The following is a 19,284-nucleotide window of genomic DNA, read 5'->3' as shown; positions in this document are numbered from 1 at the left end:
CAGTACGCGCCATCGTCTAGTGATGGCGCGTCGTTTGAATGATAAATGGGCGCCCTTTATGGGCTGAGGCTGCTTTGAAATGGCTTTGATCGTACAGAAATTCGGAGGCACCTCGGTCGGCACTGTCGAGAGAATCGAGCAGGTCGCCGATAAAGTTAAGAAGTTCCGCGAAGCCGGCAATGATCTGGTGATCGTGCTATCTGCAATGAGCGGCGAAACCAACCGCCTGATCGAACTGGCCAAGCAGATCAGCGATCAGCCGTTACCCCGTGAGCTGGATGTGATTGTGTCCACGGGTGAGCAGGTGACGATTGGTCTGCTGGCAATGGCGCTGAACAAGCGCGGCGTGCCAGCGGTGTCCTACACCGGCAGCCAGGTGCGCATCCTGACGGACAGTTCGCACACCAAAGCCCGCATCCTGAAAATTGACGATCAGAAGATTCGCGCCGACCTGAAGGCCGGGCGTGTGGTTGTGGTTGCAGGTTTCCAGGGCGTTGATGAGCACGGCAACATCACCACCCTGGGTCGTGGCGGCTCTGACACCACCGGTGTGGCGCTGGCGGCGGCCCTCAAGGCTGATGAGTGCCAGATCTATACGGATGTCGACGGTGTTTACACCACTGACCCGCGGGTTGTGGCAAAAGCTCAGCGTCTGGAAAAGATCACCTTCGAAGAAATGCTGGAAATGGCCAGCCTGGGCTCCAAGGTGTTGCAGATCCGGGCGGTCGAGTTCGCAGGCAAGTACAACGTACCGCTGCGCGTTTTGCACAGCTTCAAGGAGGGTCCAGGCACCCTCATTACTATTGATGAAGAGGAATCCATGGAACAGCCGATCATTTCTGGTATTGCGTTCAATCGCGATGAAGCCAAGCTGACCATCCGTGGCGTGCCAGACACCCCGGGCGTGGCGTTCAAGATTTTGGGTCCGATCAGTGCGACCAATATCGAAGTCGACATGATCGTGCAGAACGTTGCGCACGATAACACCACCGACTTCACCTTCACCGTGCACCGCAATGACTACAGTGCTGCGCAAAGCGTGCTGGAAAACACGGCGCGTGAGATCGGTGCCCGTGAAGTGGTCGGCGACACCAACATTGCCAAGGTTTCGATTGTCGGTGTGGGCATGCGCTCTCACGCGGGCGTTGCCAGCCGCATGTTTGAGTCCCTGGCCAAAGAGAACATCAACATCCTGATGATCTCGACCTCCGAGATCAAAGTGTCGGTGGTGATTGAAGAGAAGTACCTGGAGCTGGCAGTGCGTTCCTTGCACACCGCTTTTGATTTGGACGCGCCAGCCCGACAGGGCGAGTAAGGCGTTGTCTGGAGGGCGCGGTTAATCCGCGCCCTTTGTTTTTTTGACGGGCATGAACGAAGACCTCCTGTTTCGTCATGTTGGTCAATACTAAGGAGCGGCGGGCTATAGCTGTTTAGCGAATAGCCCGAAGCCCTTTTTTTTTGCAGACTGTGGCCACTGAAATGAAAAGTGTGAGGAGAAAAGTATGCTGATTCTGACTCGCCGTTGTGCGGAAAGCCTGATCATAGGCGATGGCGAAATTACTGTGACCGTACTCGGCGTCAAAGGAAACCAGGTGCGTATCGGTGTGAACGCCCCCAAGGAAGTGGCGGTGCACCGTGAGGAGATCTACCTGCGGATCAAGAAAGAAAAGGATGAAGAACCAAGTCTCTAATTTTATTTAAGTTTTTAGTTGCAAGCGGGGAAAAGGCTGGTTATTATACGCCCCGTGTTGCGGAGAGGTGGCCGAGTGGCCGAAGGCGCTCCCCTGCTAAGGGAGTACATCTCAAAAGGGTGTCGGGGGTTCGAATCCCCCCTTCTCCGCCATTATTCATGTAGCACGTTGGGTCTGGGTAGTTTCGGTAAGTTATTGAATTTACTGAAAAAAATCTTGCCAGAGAGATTCAACGGTCTATAATGCGCCGCTTCAAATGCACTCGTAGCTCAGCTGGATAGAGTACTCGGCTACGAACCGAGCGGTCACAGGTTCGAATCCTGTCGAGTGCACCATTTAAGAGTCAATTGCTTCGGCGATTAACTTGGCTTCAACCAGGGTGGTCTGGTCTATCAAGCACAACTTGCACTCGTAGCTCAGCTGGATAGAGTACTCGGCTACGAACCGAGCGGTCACAGGTTCGAATCCTGTCGAGTGCACCATTTAAGAGTCAATTGCTTCGGCGGTTAACTTGGCTTCAACCAGGGTGGTCTGGTTTATCAAGCACAACTTGCACTCGTAGCTCAGCTGGATAGAGTACTCGGCTACGAACCGAGCGGTCACAGGTTCGAATCCTGTCGAGTGCACCAAACACCAAAAAGCCCGCATTTTATGCGGGCTTTTTGCTATCTGCGATTTGGCTATTGCTGTCATCCTGACGACTTCTCTTCTGATTATTCTGGCAGTGCTGCGCAAGCTTTTGTTATTGCCAAGATTTTTGCGTCATTAATTTTTAAGCCGTGTATGATTGCGCCCGTCAGCCCCGCCGGGGCTTGTGGAATACCTCCATGGACTTACCCAGTAGTAACTCAGCATCCCGTTTTTCCAATCATGAATTGACTGATTGATCCTTCCGGCGTGCCCTGCTGCTGGGAGTGGAGTTCGCCTATGACCGAAGTTGAAGTAAAGAAAACACAAGAAAGCCTGCAAAGCCGCCTCGCTCAAGTCATTGAGCTGCTTAATCGCCAGCGTGTGGTCGAAGACCTGACTCATCGTCAGGAAGGCCATCACCATGACCGGGTTGAAAACCTGGTTCATCGGCAGAACCTTGTTGAGCTCCAGCGCAAGCTGGAAGACCTGCACTCCGCAGACGTTGCCTACATCCTTGAAGCATTGCCACTGGACGACCGCCTGACGGTCTGGCAGCTGGTCAAGGCCGATCGCGATGGCGACATCCTGCTTGAAGTCTCTGACTCGGTACGTGAAACCCTGATCGCCGACATGGACGATCACGAGCTCCTGGCAGCTGCCAAGGAGATGGACGCCGACGAACTTGCTGACCTGGCCCCCGAGCTGCCGCGAGACGTCGTCCATGAGCTGATGGAGACCCTTGATGGTCAGCAGCGTGAGCGTGTTCGCTCCGCGCTGTCCTATAACGAGGATCAGGTCGGCGCACTGATGGACTTCGAGATGGTGACGATCCGTGAGGACGTCAGCCTTGAAGTGGTATTGCGTTACCTGCGTCGCCTCAAAGAATTGCCGGGCCATACCGACAAACTGTTCGTGGTTGATTACGACGGTGCGCTCAAAGGCGTGTTGCCGATCAAGCGTTTGTTGGTCAACGACCCCGAGAAACAAGTGTCCGAGGTCATGGCCAGCGATCCGGTAAGTTTTCATCCGGACGAGGACGCCTACGATGCTGCACAGGCGTTTGAGCGTTACGACTTGATCTCGGCCCCGGTGGTCGACAAGAACGGCAAGCTGATCGGCCGATTGACCATCGATGAAATGGTCGACCTGATCCGTGAAGAGAGCGAGAACGAAGTGCTCAACATGGCCGGTCTGCGTGAAGAAGAAGACATCTTCGCTTCGGTCTGGAAGTCCCTGCGTAACCGCTGGGCCTGGCTGGCAGTCAACCTGGTCACCGCGTTTATTGCTTCGCGGGTGATCGGTCTGTTCGAAGGTTCGATTGAGAAGCTGGTGGCACTGGCAGCACTGATGCCCATCGTGGCCGGTATTGGCGGTAACTCCGGCAACCAGACCATTACCATGATCGTACGGGCGATGGCGCTCGATCAGGTCAATACCGGTAGCACCTCGCGTCTGATGCGCAAGGAACTGGCCGTGGGCTTGATCAATGGCCTGGTGTGGGGTGGGGTGATCGGTGTTGTCGCGTATCTGTTGTACGGCAGCTGGTCACTGGGTGTGGTGATGACCGCGGCCATGACGCTTAACCTGCTGCTGGCAGCGCTGATGGGCGTCTTGATCCCCATGACACTTGCCCGGCTTGGGCGTGACCCGGCGATGGGTGCAAGTGTGATGATCACAGCCATGACTGACAGCGGCGGGTTCTTCATCTTCCTGGGGCTGGCAACCATCTTCCTGCTCTGACGGCCAGCGGCCTGATCTGACAGCTGTCAGATCAGGCCGTTTTTGTTTCTGGCGCAAATGGCGCCCATAAAAAAAGCCAGCGCAATGCTGGCTTTTTGTTACCTGAATTAAATCAGGCTTCCTCCGAAGCTGCCTCAGCGTCGTGAGCAATCAGTGAAACCAGAGCGTTTTGCTGGCGATGGGACAGTTGGCGGAAGCGTTGCAGCAGTTCGCGCTCGTGCAGGGAGAGCTCGGGGCTGTCCAGGCGCATGCTGAGTTCGTCACCCAGTACGCCTTCCTGAATAAGGCTTTGCTCAAGGCGAGCAATGATTTCTGAGTTCATGCTGCGGTGATGATTGCGAGCCACTTCGGCGATGCGCTCGCGCATTCCGTCTGGCAGGCGTACGACGAACTTGTCAGCCGTACGGCTGGAGTAAATTGCCTGTTTCAATGGGCGCATTTTAGTTAACCGGTTAGTTCAGGGGAGCGGTTCTCGGGAATTGGCCGCAGGATGTGATTAAGACCGTCCTTATAGCCAAAGTTCAACCTGAATTGCTAGGAGGCGCGCATCATGCCTCAAATCTGCCACTTCCCTGGCGTCAATTCTGTGACAAATATTGAACCGGATAAAGGCGTTATGCCAGTAGTGATTATTAAAAAAATGCATCGACGTGGATAGTGCACAAATCCACCGTTCATCCTGAAAGGTCTGTTCTCCAGCAGAAGGGCGCTCTCAGCGTAATTGCGGGTCAAATTTGAACCTGCGCCCGATGATCAGCGCCACCAGCCAGCAACTGAAAAATACTCCCGCAGCGATCAAGGGCAGGTTTCCGAATTCGTTACGGGCGAAGACATCAAGTGCAAGGCTTGATAGCGCCAGCATCAACAAACTCAAAGCAATTTTGGACATGATTTACTGCCAACCTCTCAATATGCGCTTCAAAAGACCCAGCGCTCACCCTCGGGAGCCAGGTTGGCTGCAGGGTGGTCTGTAGTCAGATGAGGTGTCGCGCTGCTCACGCTATTCATGACCGCCACTTGCGGCAGCGGCGCGAGGGGTTTGTCATAGGTCTGGACGTATTGCTCATCGGTGGCGGGTTCAGGTTGAAAGTGAAAAATCACTAAAACAGCCAGTGCCAGGGCATTTAACAGTAACAGGGTGCTGTTCATGGCGGTCATCTCTGAGAGCATGGACGGGATACTGTTAATAGAGCAGTCTTCGTGCCAACTGTTAAAGAGCTAAAAACCCTTATAAAACAGCTGCTTGGAGTATGTATTCAAGAGGGTTTCAGTGCAATTTGCAATGATGGCTTTTTGATGTAGTGCAAATTGCACGATACAGGCCAGAGCCCGCGGGAGCGGGCTTGGCAAGGATTCAGTCGATATCGCCTGCAGGCGATCGGTTATCGCCCGAAACGTTCGGCCCATCCACTGATAACCTTGGGCCGTGGGGTCGCGTAAGTGCGTACTTTTGACGTCGACAGCCCCAGGCGAACCAGCGACTCGGCAATGGTCACCGCAGCGGTAACGCCATCGACCACGGGCACGCCGGTGCGCTGGCGAATCTGCTCATCAAGGCCCGCCATACCACCGCAGCCCAGGCAAATGACCTCTGCCTTGTCCTCGCTGACGGCCAGTTCTGCCTGGTGAACAATGGCTTCAACCGCGCGTTGCGGCGAAGATTCGAGTTCCAGAACGGCAAGGCCGCTGGCGCGCACCGATGCACAGCGGTACCAGAGCCCGGACAGTTTCAGGCGATCTTCAATCAGCGGCACGGTGCGATCCAGCGTGGTGACAACCGAATAGGCGCGGCCCAAAAACATGGCGGTGCTGGCCGCTGCGTCAGTGATGTCCACCACGGGCACGTTGAGCAGTTCCTGTAACCCTTCACGGCCATGCTCGCCATACCCGGCCTGTATCACGGCATCGAAGGGCTGGTCGTAGGACATGACGCAGTCCATCACCGCGATTGCGGCCAGATAACTTTCAAAATTCCCCTCAACCGACTCGGCGCCGAAACCGGGCGTCAGCCCGATGATTTCGGTGCCCGGCGCGGCGACGGACTGCGCCTGACGTGCAATGGCCTGGGTGATGCTGTCGGTCGTGTTGACATTGACCACGAGAATTCGCATGGGGGCTCCTTCAAATCAAGAGTGGGCGGTCTGAATTGGCCAGACCGCAAACGTATCAATGGCCAGCGTTGTCGACCGCGATCGACTCGCCGCTGACGTGGGCGTAGTGGGGTTGGCGCCTGGCGATGATCAGGTAAAGCATTGCCGCGATGCCGGCCCCGATCATCCAGGAGAACGGCGAAACAGTATGAAAACCTGGCACCAATGCCAGCACGATGGCGATCAGAGCAGCAGGAATAAACGCCGCGACGGCGCGTAAATTAACGCCTCGGCTGTAGTAATAAGCGCCGCTCGGGTCTTCGCTGTACAACGCCGGCACGTCGATACGGCCTTTTCGTACAAGCCAGTAGTCGACCATGATCACCCCGTACAGCGGGCCAAGCAGGGCACCCAGGCCGGACAGGAAGTACACGATAACCAGCGGGCTGTTATAGAGATTCCACGGCAGGATCAGCACGGCCAGGGTTGCGCTGATCAGTCCGGCGCGCTTGAACGTCAGATGCCTGGGTGCCAGGTTGCTCAGCACAAAAGCCGGTGCGACGAAGTTGGCCATGATGTTCACCGCCACCGTCACAATCAGGAATGCCAGGCAGCCCAGCACCAGAAAGAAGGTGTTCGGGATCGACGCGATAATCTGCGTCGGGCTTTCGATAATGGTGCCGTTGATTTGAAACTGGGCGCCGCACAGCAGGACGGTGATACCGGCAAACACCAGAATGTTCACCGGCAGGCCCCAGAAATTACCAACCTTGATGGTTTTGCAGCACGGCGATGAACGTGAGAAATCACTGAAATTCAGGATCAGCGTGCCGTAGATCGCCAGCCACAGCGCGGCTCCGGCAAACACGTTGCGCCACACCTCGGCGGTGCTCAAGGGCACGCGGTCTGACCAGGCAATGGTGCCGTTGGCCTGAAAGTACATCCAGCCTGCCAGGCACAGTACCGTCAGTAAAATGACCGGTCCGGCAAACGCCTCGTAGCGGCGAACCATTTCCATGCCGTAGGCCAGGATCGTCAGCTGCACCAGCCAGATCGCGACAAAACACACCCAGCCCAAGCTCGACAGGCCAAGGATCGAGTCATGGTCGTAAGCGTCGAAACCGGGATGCACGGCCACCAGTAGCACCCGTAACACCACCGAGGCGAGATACGTCTGAATACCGAACCAGGCGATAGCAATGACCGCGCGTATCAGCGCAGGAATCTGCGCACCATGAATGCCGAAACTTATCCGGCTGATGACCGGGAAGGGCACGCCGGTGCGCTGGCCCATATAGCCCGACAGGTTCATGAAGTTGAACACCAGCAGAGCGCCGATCCCGAGTGAAAGCAGGATCTGCCAGCCGTTGAGGCCCAGGGCGTAAAGCCCGATGGCGAACGAGTAGTTGGCGATGTTGTGCACATCGTTGGTCCACAGGGCAAAGATGCTGTAGCGGCCCCAGCGGCGGCCTTCGGTTTTAGTGGGGGCCAGGTCACTGTTGTGCAGGCGCGGACTGAGCGCCAGGGTGGATGCAGTAGCGTCCAGGGAGTCGGGGAGGGGAGTTGAAACCGGTGAAGGTAAATCCAGAGCGAGGGTATCGGAGAGTCTTGAACGCATTCTGGCAAGCTCCTGATGTCCGCTGGTGTGATGACTGTTCATGAGCGTTGGCTCGACAAATCTTCGTCACGGCAGCGGAAATCACTGGTTGTGAGAATTCGCGGTATGCCTGCTTTTATGTAGCAGGCCACGAAACAATGTGTACTTAGTTTTTGTTCGTTTTGTATACAAGTGTCGTGTGGGTGTAAGCGATATTCATGCCAGCAGAAACACACAGATCAGTAGCCGTGTTCACGGATCCCTATGCTGTTTTTTATCTGTATGAAATTAATGGATTTTTTATTTTTTGCGGGCCATCTGAAAAACCAGCGAACAGAAAGGGAGATGGATCGTGGTCAATTGTGACCAGAGAGAGGGTTGTTACTTTTTGATGCATAAAAGGTTTGTGGCGCGGTTGGGTGCACCGTTATGTGACGTTTTGTATACGATCATTAGGCGCTGTATGCGCCTGTGGTTGTCGTTGAGCTGCGTGAGGTTGTGATCGGTCGTAAGTCCTGGGCGTCAGGTCTGACGGTTACACGGCATTAACGGTCAAGGGGCGTGTGTCTGACCGTTAAAAAGGCCACGCACGACATGACAAACAAAGGCATGACCGTTACCATGCTCGCCGTCATTTGTCTCAGTAGCTCAATTGGATAGAGCATCCCCCTCCTAAGGGGAAGGTTGCAGGTTCGAACCCCGCCTGGGACACCAGATACGCAAAGGCCCCGCACTGTTGAACAGGCGGGGCCTTTTTTGTGGCTTTCAATCAGTCAGGCCTGGCCCAGCAGCCCGCGCCCCGCCAGGTTCTTCATCAGTGCCCCAACCCCGAATGCCCATTGTGGAGCCTGGTCGCTACCCGTCACGCGATTGTGCAGGGCGCCCAGAGCGGGTGACGAAATGCTCACTACGTCGTCCGCCTTGTGGGTGAACCCCTGACCCGAATGGTCGCGGTCTTCTGTGGGCGCGAACAGGGTGCCGAGAAACAGCACAAAGCCGTCCGGGTACTGGTGGTTGGCATTGAGGGTTTGCTCCGCCAGATTGGCCGGGTCGCGGCTGATCTGGTTCATGGAACTCTTGCCGTCCAGTACGTAGCCGTCCGTGCCTTCGACGCGCAAGGTCACTTCGCATTGGCGCACGTCGTCGAGACTGAAGTGTTCGTCGAACAGGCGAATAAACGGTCCCAGTGCGCAGGATGCGTTGTTGTCCTTGGCCTTGCTCAGCAGCAGCGCACTGCGGCCTTCGAAGTCGCGCAGGTTGACGTCGTTGCCCAGGGTTGCGCCGTGAATCCGGCCCTGGCTGTCCACCGCGAGCACGACTTCCGGTTCCGGGTTGTTCCAGCTTGACCCCGGGTGAATGCCGATGGCATTACCGCTGCCCACCGCCGCCAGTATCGGGGCCTTGGTGAAGATCTCGGCGTCCGGGCCGATACCGACTTCCAGATACTGGGACCACATGTTCTGTTCGATCAGCACCTGCTTGAGGCGCATGGCCTCGGGCGAGCCGGGGAGCAGGTCGCGCAGGTTGTCACCGATGACTTCTTGCACCAGGGCACGGATCTCTTGAGCACGCAGGGCATCGCCGCCTGCTTTTTCTTCGATGACCCGCTCGATCATGCTGGCGGCAAATGTCACGCCTGCGGCCTTGATCACTTGCAGGTCTGCAGGGGCCAGCAGATAGGGCTTGGCCATGTCACGCTGCTCGCCACTGTTGGCCAGCAGGGCCTGAATCGTACCCAAGGCCGTACCGCTGATTTCGCGTACGCTTTGCAGCGGTTTGTCGCTTTCCAGTAGCGCGCTCAGGGTGGCGAAGTGCGCGGTGCAGTCGATCACCTCGCCGTCTCGAATCACCACCACGGCCGGACCACCACGCTCGCCAGGTAGCCATACACGACCCACCAGCGTCGCGCGCTGCCAGTCGTTCGGCAGGGAGTTTTCTACGGTCAATTGCAGCGTTTGCATAGGCCTGATCCTTGAAAAAATGGGCAGTGCGGGAGCGGACTTGCTCGCGATGACGCCACTGCGGTGTACCTGAGAGAGCGCGCCGCCTGCATCGCGAGCAAGCCCGCTCCCACAGGTCATGTGTCCATAGTGTTTAGTGAGAGTGGCGGGGCGGGCCGTTTTCCGGGATCACGCGCCAGTACAGTGTTGCCGGTTCCAGGCAGCCGCCCGTGGACAACTGGCCGACCAGTTGGCGATACAGTTCCTGCCACGGCGTTTGCGACGGGGCCAGCGGTGGCAGGGGTTCCTGGCGACGCTCGTTGAGCACGCTTTCGTCCACCAGCAAATTGACGCTGCGCGCATTCAGGTCGACGCGCAGGCGATCCCCCGTGCGCAGCAACGACAGGCCGCCACCCACGGCAGATTCCGGAGACATGTTGAGAATCGACGGGCTGGCCGAGGTGCCGCTTTGACGGCCATCGCCCATACACGGCAGCGAGTCGATCCCGGCCTTGATCAGGTTGGAAGGCGGTGCCATGTTCACCACCTCGCCACTGCCGGGAAAACCGACAGTGCCGCAGCCGCGAATCACCAGAATGCAGCGTTCATCGATGTCCAGCGTCGGGTCGTTGATGCGCGCCTGATAGTCTTCGGGTCCCTCGAACACAATGGCTCGCGCTTCGAAGCTGTTGGGTTGCAACGGGTCGCTGAGATAGGTCTTGCGGAAGGCTTCACCCACCACCGACATTTTCATGATGGCGCTGTCGAAGAAGTTGCCGCTGAGCACGATAAAACCGGCGCGGTGCATCAGCGGATCTTCGTACGAGCGGATCACGTCGCGATCGCCGGTGACGGTGTCGGCAACTACTTCCCCCATGCTGCGGCCACTGACGGTGAGGCAGTCGCGGTGCAGGCGCCCAACCTTGTCCAGTTCATGCATCACTGCCGGTACGCCGCCCGCGCGGTGGAAGCTTTCGCCAAGGTATTCACCGGCAGGCATGCAGTTGACGAGCAACGGGACGTCTTCGCCCACACGCTGCCAGTCTTCCAGCGACAGATCGATGCCACTGTGGCGGGCAATGGCAATCAAGTGTGGCGGGCAGTTGGTGGACGCGCCCAGTGCCGAGGCCACGGCGATGGCGTTTTCAAATGCGGCGTGGGTCATGATGTGCGATGGGCGCACGTCTTCGCGCACCAGGTCGACGATGCGCATGCCGGTGGCATAGGCCATTTGACCGCGCTCGCGGTACGGTGCCGGAATGCTCGCGCAACCAGGCAGCGACATGCCCAGTGCCTCGGCCAGTGCGTTCATGGAAAGCGCGGTGCCCATCGTGTTGCAGTGGCCCACGGACGGCGATGAAGCCGTGGTCAGGGTCATGAACCCTTCGTAGTCGATCTCCCCTGCGCTGAGCAGGTTGCGCGCATGCCACAGGACGGTGCCGGAGCCGATGCGCTGGCCTTTGTGCCAGCCGTCGAGCATTGGCCCGCCGGACAACACGATAGAGGGCAAGTCAGTGGTGGCCGCCGCCATCAGGCAGGCCGGGGTGGTCTTGTCGCAGCCGGTGGTCAGCACGACGCCGTCCAGCGGGTAGCCGTGAAGCACTTCCACCAGGCCCAGATAGGCGAGGTTGCGATCCAGCGCCGCGGTTGGGCGACGTGACTGTTCGGCGATCGGGTGCACCGGGAATTCCATCGGAATGCCCCCCGCGTCGCGAATACCGTCCTTGACCCGCTTGGCCAGTTCGATGTGGTGGCGGTTGCAGGGCGTGAGGTCGCTGCCGGTCTGGGCAATACCGATGATGGGCCGTCCCGATTGCAGTTCGGCCCGGGTCAGGCCCTGGTTCATGTAGCGCTCAACGTACAGCGCAGTAAGGTCGGCGTGGCTTGGATCGTCGAACCACAGCTGGCTGCGCAGGCGGCGTGGGGTTGAATCGGTCATGGCAGGCTCCAGCAGATTATTCGGGCAAAGGGTTGTTGCGGCGCACTTGGCGGATCAGTCCGGCGTGGTCGAGTTCGCCGTCACCGGCCTCGACCATCGCTGCAAACAGACTGTCCACCAGGGTGCCCACGGGCAGGTTCAGGCCCAGCTTTTGCGCTTGGGCGAGGGCGGTCCGGGTGTCCTTGAGTTGCCACTTGGCCGGGCCGCCGGGGGTGAAGTCGTTGTTAAGCATGCGTTGGCCGTGTTGACGCCAGATCGGCGAATCGATGAAGCCCCCCATCAACGCTTCGTGGACTTTTGACGGGTCGGCGCCGCCGCGCTCGGCCAGCAGCAGGCCTTCGGCGACGGTGGCGATGGTGCTGGCGACAATCAACTGGTTGACCAGTTTGGACAGTTCGCCAGTGCCCGCCGGGCCGACGTGTACCGGGCGGCCCATGGCGGCCAGCACCTCGCGGCCTTGCTCGAAGGCCACGGTTTCACCACCGACCATGATCGCCAGGCTGGCTTCCCGCGCCCCACGCTCGCCCCCCGACACCGGGGCGTCGAGGTAGCGCAGGCCCCGTTCAGCACATAGCCGTGCCTGTGCGGCGGCGGTGTCGACCGGGATCGAACTCATCACAATCACCAGCGCACCCGGCGCCAAGGCCAAGGCAGCGCCGTTCTCGCCAAACAGCACCTCGTCGCAGGTCGGGCCATCGCTGAGCATGCAGATCAGCACCTGGGCGCCGTTTGCGGCATGCGCCGGGGCCTGAAAAGCCTCGGCACCTTGTGCCGCGAGTGCCTGCGCCCTGGCGGAAGAACGGTTCCATGCCCGCACCGGGAAGCCTGCGTGCAGCAGGTTGCGGGCCATGGGCTGGCCCATGATCCCGGTACCGATGAAGGCTACGGTTGGCAGGCTCATGCTTTGCCTCCAGCCGCCGGGACCATTTGCTCGCCAATCTGCGACACCTTGTTGCGTGGCATCAGCACCATGCCCAGGCCACCCAGGCCGACCAGTGCAGCAATCACCATGAAGCCTGGGGTGTAGCTGCCGGTGACGGTGAACAGATAGCCGGTCAGGTAAGGGCCGATAAAGCCGCTGAGGTTACCGATGGAGTTGATCAGACCAATCCCCACGGCGGCCCCGACGCCCGTCAGTACTTGCCCCGGGACGGCCCAGAACACGTTGATCGCGCTGTAAACACCCATCGCCAGAAGGATGAAACCGACGACGATGATCCACGGCTGGTTGAGCCACAGCGCCACGGCAATGGACACGGCCGCGAGCATGGCGGCGCCGCCGGCATGCCAGTGACGTTCTTGCAGGCGATCAGAGCGACGGCTCCACCAGATCATCGCCACAGCGGCGACGGCGTACGGGATGGCGGTGATCAGGCCGTTTTGCATCAGGCCGATCTCCAGCCCGAACGAGCCACGGAACGAGGCCAGTACGGTGGGCATGAAGAAGTTCATCGCGTTGGAGCCCGACGTGATGCCGAAATACACCAGCGCCAGCAGCCATACCTGACGGTTGCACAGTGCCTTGCGGATCATCTGGCCTTTGGTCGGTTGAATGCCCACCACCAGCGGTTTGTTGCGCTCTTCCTGGGCCAGGGTGTTGATCAGCCAGTTGCGCTGTTTGTCGGTCAGCCAGTGAGCATCCGCCGGGTGGTCGGTGAGGTAGAAGTAGCACACCACACCGAGGATCACGGCCGGTACGGCCTCAACGATGTACATCAGGCGCCAGCCGACCAAGCCCCAGGCATCGCCCAGTTCCATCAGGCCTACCGACAGGGGCGCGCCGATGATTTGTGCAATGGGAACGCCCAGGTAAAAGGTAGCGATCATGCGGGCGCGGTAACGGCTCGGGAACCACAGCGACAGCAGGTAAATGACCCCCGGAAAGAACCCGGCCTCAGCGATACCCAGCAGTACGCGCAGGGAGACGAAGTGCACGGGCGTCTGCAAAAAGCCCATGGCCCCTGCGATGATGCCCCAGGTCACCATGATCCGTGCAATCCAGACACGGGCGCCGTAGCGGTGCAGCAGAATGTTGCTCGGCACTTCGAACATGAAGTAGCCGAGGAAGAAAATACCCGCGCCCAGGCCATAGATGGTCTGGCTGATGCCGATGTCTTCGTTCATCCGCAGTGCGGCGAACCCGACGTTGTTGCGGTCCAGGAAGGCGACCACAAACAGCAGGATAAGAAAGGGGATCATGCGTTTGGTAACGCGCTTGATCGTCTGTTGTTCGATGTCGGAGACATCGGGAAGTGGCGTTGTGGTCATATCGCACGGCCTCAGTTTTTATTGTTGTGTGTAACGCGAGCTTTTTTGCTTTTTGTGGGAGCGGGCTTGCTCGCGATAAAGGCGACGCGGTGTCACTGAACAACCGCATCGATCCCGTCGCGAGCAAGCCCGCACCCACAGAGGTGTGGGGTTATTTGGGGGCCGTATCCTCGATATGGGCGCGCACGATGGCGTCGAAGTCCGGGTCGGCGGTAAAGCCCAGTGCCCGGGCGCGAGGGGCCTGGACCTTGCTCGGCCAGCTTTCGACGATGCGCTGGATGGTGGCGTCCGGCTCCCAGTGAATCAGTTGGGTGACGTCCTCACCGGCGACCCGTTGCAGCGCCGAGACCATGTCCGCCACGGTGGTGGTCACACCCGGCAGCGGGATGATGCGTTCGTTGCCCAGGGTTTGCGGCGACAGGGTCATGCCCAGCAACATCGATTCGATAATGCGACGCGGCGAGGTCAGGTACACCTGGGTGTCCGGGCGCACCGGGCAGACGGCAGGCAGGCCTGCCAGCGGTTCGCGGATGATCGAGCTGAAGAAGGTCGATGCCGCTTTGTTCGGCTTGCCGGGGCGCACGGCCACCGTTGGCAGGCGCAGCACGCGGCCATCGACAAAGCCCTTGCGCGCATAGTCGGCCACCAGCAGTTCGCCCACGGCTTTTTGCATGCCGTAGGAGGACTGAGGGGTGAGTACGGTGTTGTCATCGACCACAGGCGGCAGCGTGCCGCCAAATACGGCGAAGCCGCTGGCATACACAAAGCGCGGTGCGTTGCCCTGTTTGCGCAGGGTTTCGAGCAGCAACATCAGGCCGTGCAGGTTGACCTGCATGCCGAGGTCGAAATCCGCCTCGGCAGCCGAGCTGACCACCGCTGCCAGGTGCCATACCAGATCCACGCCGTCAGTCACCCGGGCGATGACTTCAGGGTCAGCCACATCACCGGTCACCAGTTCGATGCGCGGATCACTGGGCAGGTCTTCGCCCGCAAAGGCATCAAACAGCACGATGCGTTCAATGGCACGAGGTGCCTGGCCTTCGAGGGTCAGGGTGTTCAGGTCAAGCAGACGCTGAGCCAGTTGCTTGCCGATAAAGCCGGTACCGCCGGTGATTAGAATTCTCATGTACAGCCCCTGTTTCTTATAGTTGTTTGAGCGGTGAATCAGTCGGCCTGCACGGTGCGCTGGCGCTGTTCGCCCAGGCCGCTGATGCCCAGGCGCATTTCCTGACCCGGGCGCAGATAGACCGGCGACGGCTTGACGCCCAGGCCCACACCCGGTGGCGTACCGGTGGAAATCACATCGCCTGGTTGCAGCGACATGCAGCGGCTCAGGTAGGCAATCAATGCCGGGATCTGGAACACCATCGTGCGGGTATTGCCGTTCTGGTAGCGCTGTCCATCTACCTCTAGCCACAGGTCGAGCTGGTGTGGATCGGTGATTTCATCACGGGTCACCAGCCACGGGCCGAGGGGGCCGAAGGTGTCGAACCCCTTGCCCTTGTCCCAGGTGCCGCCACGCTCCAGCTGCCATTCGCGTTCGGACACATCGTTGATCACGCAGTAACCGGCCACGTGTTCCAGTGCGTTGTGTTCGTTGATATTGCGGCCGCCCTTGCCGATCACCACGCCCAACTCGACTTCCCAGTCGGTCTTGGTCGAGTCGCGGGGAATTTCTACGTTATCGTTCGGGCCGCAGATGGCGCTGGTCCATTTACTGAACACCACCGGTTCCGACGGCACGGCCAGACCGGACTCTGCGGCGTGGTCCGCATAGTTGAGACCGATGCAGATGAACTTGCCGACCTGGCCGACACAGGCGCCGATACGGGGCGAACCACTGACCAGCGGCAGGGTGGCGGGGTCGATCTTGCTGAGTGCGGCCAGGCTTTCGGGGTTGAGCGCGGAGCCTGCGACATCGGCGATGTGCGCCGACACATCACGGATATTGCCTTGAGCATCCAGCAGACCGGGTTTTTCCTGACCTTTATCGCCGTAGCGCAGCAGTTTCATAAAAGCTCCTTTATCCAAATAAGAAGAGTGCAGCCATTTCCTGTAGCCGCTGCCGCAGGCCCTTCAAAAGCGGGGTAGCTGCGCTACCCATCGCAGCCTTCGGCAGCGACTACAGTGAGTCTGGTTTCAGTTGCTCATCCCGCCATCAATCACCTGGGTCGTGCCGGTGGTGTAACTGCTGGCATCGCTGGCCAGGTACAGCGCCAACCGGGCGATTTCTTCAGCGTTGCCAATGCGGCCCATGGGCTGGCGGTCGACGAAAGCCTGGTACACCTCGGCTTCGGAGCGCCCTTGCTCAAGTGCCTGCTGGGCGATGCGCTGGCGCAGCGACGGGGAGTCCACCGTGCCGGGGCAAATGGCGTTGCAGCGAATGCCCTGGCCTACGTAGTCGGCGGCCACCGATTTGGTCAGGCCGATCACGGCGGCTTTGCTGGCGGTGTAGGCAAAGCGGTTGGGCACACCTTTGACGCTGGAGGCCACCGAAGCCATGTTGATGATCGAGCCACCACCGTTGCTCAACATGCCTGGCAAGAAGGCACGGATCATCCGGTACATGGCCGTTACGTTGAGGTCGAAAGAGAATTGCCAGGCCTGTTCGTCGCACTCAAGGACGGCACCGCTGTGCACGTAACCGGCGCAGTTGAACAGCACGTCCACGTTGCCCACCTGTTGGCAGATCGCGTCAATGTCCGAGGCACGGGTCACGTCCAGAGACAGGGTTTGAATGCCGGGAATGTCGTGCAAGGCTTCGATATGCAGGTCGGTGGCGATGACCTGAGCGCCGGCATCCCGAAAGGCCAGTACCGATGCGCGGCCTATGCCCTGCGCTGCAGCGGTGATCAGAACGCGTTTGTTGGCTAGGTTCATGACAAGAGTCCGTTGTTATTATTTGGCGCAACCCCTTCACACTAAAGTTGCTTTGCGATAATCGCCAATGAGATATTCTCAGGACTTAATAACCGGAGGTTATCGGATGGCGGATGTCGGGTTTAACCAACTGTGCAACTGGCTGCGGTTTCGCCATTTGGTGCTTATCGACACGCTGGCGCGCACGCAAAACATGCATGCCACCGCGCAGGAAATGAGCATCAGCCAGCCAGCAGTCAGCAAGATGTTGCGTGAGATCGAGCACCAATTGGGTTTCGACGTCTTTGCCCGCTTGCCGCGCAGCATGACGCTTACCGATCTGGGTACCCACGTGGCCCGGTTCGCCCAGATCGCGTTGAACGATACCGGCCAGTTCGTCAGCCAGATCAATCATCTGCGCCAGGGCGGGCATGGCCTGCTGAAGGTCGGCACTATCTATGCGGCAACGGCTCTGGCGGTGCCCGCGGCGATTGTGAGGGTCAAGCAGCAGTGGCCGTTGCTCACCGTGCAAGTGCTTGAAGGCACCAGTGCCAACATGCTGACCCTGCTTGAACACAAGGAACTGGACCTGGTGGTGGCCCGGTTTACCCTCGACCGTCACCGTGAACTGTTCGAGTTCCAGGCGCTGGCGCCGGAGCCGTTGTGTCTGGTCACCGGCAGTCAGCATCCGTTGGCGGGTGCCAGCGAAGTCCCCCTGGCCGAACTCGGCAGTTGGCCCTGGGTGATTTACCCCACGGGCACACCGATGCGGGCGCGGGTAGAAAAAGCCTTTGTCGAGGCGGGTATGCAAACCCCTGAAAACACCGTGGAAACCGTGTCCCTGCAAACCACCATGCAACTGCTGCAAACAACGCCTGCGGTGGCCATGCTGGCGGAGTCGATGGTCGAGCCGGAAATCCAGGCCGGGCGCTTGACCCGTCTGGCGTTGCCGTTTCCCCTGGTACTGGCGGATTACGGCGTGATTACCCGGCGCAACGAAGTGCCTCAGTGGTCTGCCAAAGCCTTTATCGATGCCCTGTTAAGTGGTCCCGATGCCCTGCGCGGTGCTCGCCAGACATCTTGATAACCCTCAGTTATTAACTGATCCAATCATGTGATTGGGCACAGGCCAGATCGCCCTCTAAAGTGAGCGTCGCCCCACCTGCCGGGTAGGGGCGAAACCGCTCATGAGAGGCGCGAATGAGAACAATAAAAAGCTACAAGACGCTGACAATCTTCTTCCTGTTCCTGATTGGCGTGGTCAACTACCTGGACCGCAGCGCGCTGTCCATCGCCAACACCACCATCCAGAAAGACCTGGCCATCAGCCCGATGCAAATGGGCGTGATGCTCTCTGCCTTTTCCATTGCCTACGCCTTCTCCCAACTCCCTCTCGGTGCCTTGATCGACAAGCTGGGCAGCAAGCTGGCACTGGGTGGCTCGCTGGTGGTGTGGTCGGTAGCGCAGGCGGCTTTCGGGCTATTCAGCAGCTACGGCCATCTGGTCGGGCTGAGGGTATTGCTGGGGATTGGCGAGGCACCGGTCTTTCCTTCGGCGGCCAAGGCCTTGTCGGAGTGGTTCGACACCCAGGAGCGGGGCACGGCAACCGGCTGGGTGTGGTCCTCGACCTGCATCGGGCCGTGCCTGGCGCCGCCTTTGTTGACCGTATTCATGGTGCATCTGGGCTGGCGCGGGATGTTCATCCTGACCGGTGTGATGGGCCTGTTACTGGCGGTGTGCTGGTTCAAGTTCTACAAAAGCAAAGCGCAATACATGGCCGAAACAGGCCGCGCAGAACCGGTACCGGTGCAGCAGGCCAAGGCGCCGAAAGTGCGCTGGACCTCGCTGTTCAAGGACCGCAATACATGGGGTGCATTCCTCGGGTTCATGGGCGTGATCTACATGATCTGGCTCAATCTCACCTGGCTGCCCGGCTACTTTGAGCGCGAGCATGGCCTGGACCTGTACCGCACGGCCTGGGTGGTATCGCTGGCTTACCTGTTCGGCGCCTTGGGCACCATCGTCGCCGGCAAATGCTGCGACCGCCTGGTGGCGAGGGGCATGCGGGTACTGGCCAGCCGAAAACTGATGGTGATTCTGGGCCTGCTGGGCGGGGCGCTGTTTACCCTGATCGTGGCGTTTACCACCAACGTGGTGGCGTGCGTGATCCTGCTGTGCCTGACCATGTTCTTCATCAACATCTCCAGCGCCACGGCGTGGATGATCGTCAACACCATCGTGCCGTCGGAGCGTGTCGCTTCGTTTGGTTCGATCCAGAACTTTGGCGGTTATCTGGCGGGCTCCATAGCCCCGATCCTGACGGGGTTCAGCGTTCAGCAGAGCGGCTCGTTTTCTTCGGCATTCGTGATCAGTGCGGTGGTGGCTGCGTGTTCGGCTTTCGCCTACTTTGCGCTGCTCAAGGAGCCGAAAGCCCCGCAGGCACCGCAGGCTGCGTTTGTCCCCGCCTGACTGAGAGAGGGTTTGTGGGAGCGGGCTTGCTCGCGATTCGGGCGACACGGTGTATCTGAAC

At 59.3% G+C, this 19,284-nt stretch carries 17 protein-coding genes and 5 tRNA genes; 10 read left to right on the top strand and 12 right to left on the bottom strand.

Annotation, left to right across the window (positions count from 1 at the left end):
- Nucleotides 1–79: 79 nt before the first annotated feature.
- From VSQ83_RS17750 to mgtE, 7 genes are all read left to right on the top strand, one after another.
- Nucleotides 80–1,315, top strand: a complete 1,236-nt coding sequence (locus tag VSQ83_RS17750) for an aspartate kinase (RefSeq protein WP_019823401.1) — start codon at nt 80–82, stop codon at nt 1,313–1,315.
- A gap of 187 nt (nt 1,316–1,502) precedes the next feature.
- Nucleotides 1,503–1,691 (top strand): carbon storage regulator CsrA, encoded by a 189-nt coding sequence (csrA, locus tag VSQ83_RS17745; RefSeq protein WP_003175645.1) that lies wholly within the window; start codon nt 1,503–1,505, stop codon nt 1,689–1,691.
- Between the two features lie 61 nt (nt 1,692–1,752).
- Nucleotides 1,753–1,843 (top strand) — tRNA-Ser (locus tag VSQ83_RS17740).
- Between the two features lie 106 nt (nt 1,844–1,949).
- A tRNA-Arg gene (locus VSQ83_RS17735) sits at nt 1,950–2,026 on the top strand.
- 70 nt (nt 2,027–2,096) lie between these two features.
- A tRNA-Arg gene (locus VSQ83_RS17730) sits at nt 2,097–2,173 on the top strand.
- Nucleotides 2,174–2,243: 70 nt separating this feature from the next.
- A tRNA-Arg gene (locus VSQ83_RS17725) sits at nt 2,244–2,320 on the top strand.
- Nucleotides 2,321–2,618: 298 nt separating this feature from the next.
- Nucleotides 2,619–4,061, top strand: a complete 1,443-nt coding sequence (gene mgtE / locus VSQ83_RS17720; RefSeq protein ID WP_133077321.1) for a magnesium transporter — start codon at nt 2,619–2,621, stop codon at nt 4,059–4,061.
- Nucleotides 4,062–4,173: 112 nt separating this feature from the next.
- On the opposite strand, the gene VSQ83_RS17715 is transcribed toward mgtE, so the two are convergent.
- From VSQ83_RS17715 to VSQ83_RS17695, 5 genes are all read right to left on the bottom strand, one after another.
- Entirely contained in the window at nt 4,174–4,500 is a 327-nt protein-coding gene (locus tag VSQ83_RS17715; protein WP_133077322.1) for an Arc family DNA-binding protein, read from the bottom strand.
- Between the two features lie 273 nt (nt 4,501–4,773).
- A complete protein-coding gene (locus VSQ83_RS17710; RefSeq protein ID WP_219262041.1) occupies nt 4,774–4,950 on the bottom strand; it encodes a PA3371 family protein in 177 nt (58 codons plus the stop codon).
- A 29-nt stretch (nt 4,951–4,979) separates the two neighbouring features.
- The gene (locus tag VSQ83_RS17705) at nt 4,980–5,210 is read right to left on the bottom strand and encodes a hypothetical protein (RefSeq protein ID WP_326397505.1); all 231 of its coding nucleotides are present in this window, start codon (nt 5,208–5,210) and stop codon (nt 4,980–4,982) included.
- Between the two features lie 233 nt (nt 5,211–5,443).
- The gene (locus tag VSQ83_RS17700; RefSeq protein WP_133077324.1) at nt 5,444–6,172 is read right to left on the bottom strand and encodes an aspartate/glutamate racemase family protein; all 729 of its coding nucleotides are present in this window, start codon (nt 6,170–6,172) and stop codon (nt 5,444–5,446) included.
- Nucleotides 6,173–6,227: 55 nt separating this feature from the next.
- A complete protein-coding gene (locus VSQ83_RS17695; protein ID WP_133077325.1) occupies nt 6,228–7,769 on the bottom strand; it encodes an NCS1 family nucleobase:cation symporter-1 in 1,542 nt (513 codons plus the stop codon).
- Between the two features lie 616 nt (nt 7,770–8,385).
- Here VSQ83_RS17695 and VSQ83_RS17690 point away from each other — a divergent pair.
- Nucleotides 8,386–8,462: transfer RNA gene (locus VSQ83_RS17690), tRNA-Arg, on the top strand.
- 59 nt (nt 8,463–8,521) lie between these two features.
- Here VSQ83_RS17690 and VSQ83_RS17685 read toward each other — a convergent pair.
- The 7 genes from VSQ83_RS17685 to VSQ83_RS17655 form a co-directional block, all read right to left on the bottom strand.
- Nucleotides 8,522–9,709 carry a fumarylacetoacetate hydrolase family protein gene (locus VSQ83_RS17685; RefSeq protein WP_326427274.1) on the bottom strand — a complete coding sequence of 396 codons (1,188 nt, stop codon included), beginning with the start codon at nt 9,707–9,709 and terminating at the stop codon, nt 8,522–8,524.
- 133 nt (nt 9,710–9,842) lie between these two features.
- Nucleotides 9,843–11,627: an IlvD/Edd family dehydratase gene (locus VSQ83_RS17680; RefSeq protein WP_219262042.1), complete on the bottom strand. Its 1,785-nt coding sequence runs from the start codon at nt 11,625–11,627 to the stop codon at nt 9,843–9,845.
- 16 nt (nt 11,628–11,643) lie between these two features.
- Nucleotides 11,644–12,528: an NAD(P)-dependent oxidoreductase gene (locus VSQ83_RS17675; protein ID WP_133077328.1), complete on the bottom strand. Its 885-nt coding sequence runs from the start codon at nt 12,526–12,528 to the stop codon at nt 11,644–11,646.
- Nucleotides 12,525–13,895: an MFS transporter gene (locus VSQ83_RS17670; protein ID WP_133077329.1), complete on the bottom strand. Its 1,371-nt coding sequence runs from the start codon at nt 13,893–13,895 to the stop codon at nt 12,525–12,527. The genes VSQ83_RS17675 and VSQ83_RS17670 overlap by 4 nt, the downstream gene beginning before the upstream one ends.
- A 151-nt stretch (nt 13,896–14,046) precedes the next feature.
- Nucleotides 14,047–15,021 (bottom strand): D-erythronate dehydrogenase, encoded by a 975-nt coding sequence (gene denD, locus VSQ83_RS17665; RefSeq protein WP_326427273.1) that lies wholly within the window; start codon nt 15,019–15,021, stop codon nt 14,047–14,049.
- A 38-nt stretch (nt 15,022–15,059) separates the two neighbouring features.
- On the bottom strand, nt 15,060–15,908 hold the full coding sequence (locus VSQ83_RS17660; protein ID WP_133077331.1) for an ureidoglycolate lyase: 849 nt from the start codon (nt 15,906–15,908) through the stop codon (nt 15,060–15,062).
- Between the two features lie 126 nt (nt 15,909–16,034).
- A complete protein-coding gene (locus VSQ83_RS17655; protein WP_133077332.1) occupies nt 16,035–16,775 on the bottom strand; it encodes an SDR family oxidoreductase in 741 nt (246 codons plus the stop codon).
- Nucleotides 16,776–16,881: 106 nt separating this feature from the next.
- Between VSQ83_RS17655 and VSQ83_RS17650 the strand changes: the two genes are divergently transcribed.
- Entirely contained in the window at nt 16,882–17,838 is a 957-nt protein-coding gene (locus VSQ83_RS17650) for a LysR family transcriptional regulator (protein WP_133077333.1), read from the top strand.
- 116 nt (nt 17,839–17,954) lie between these two features.
- A complete protein-coding gene (locus VSQ83_RS17645; protein WP_133077334.1) occupies nt 17,955–19,223 on the top strand; it encodes an MFS transporter in 1,269 nt (422 codons plus the stop codon).
- The last annotated feature ends 61 nt before the right edge of the window (nt 19,224–19,284 follow it).

The sequence above is a fragment of the Pseudomonas sp. DSV-1 genome, assembly GCF_035830915.1.
Lineage (GTDB): Bacteria > Pseudomonadota > Gammaproteobacteria > Pseudomonadales > Pseudomonadaceae > Aquipseudomonas.
This window is presented reverse-complemented; position numbering and strand designations above follow the sequence as displayed.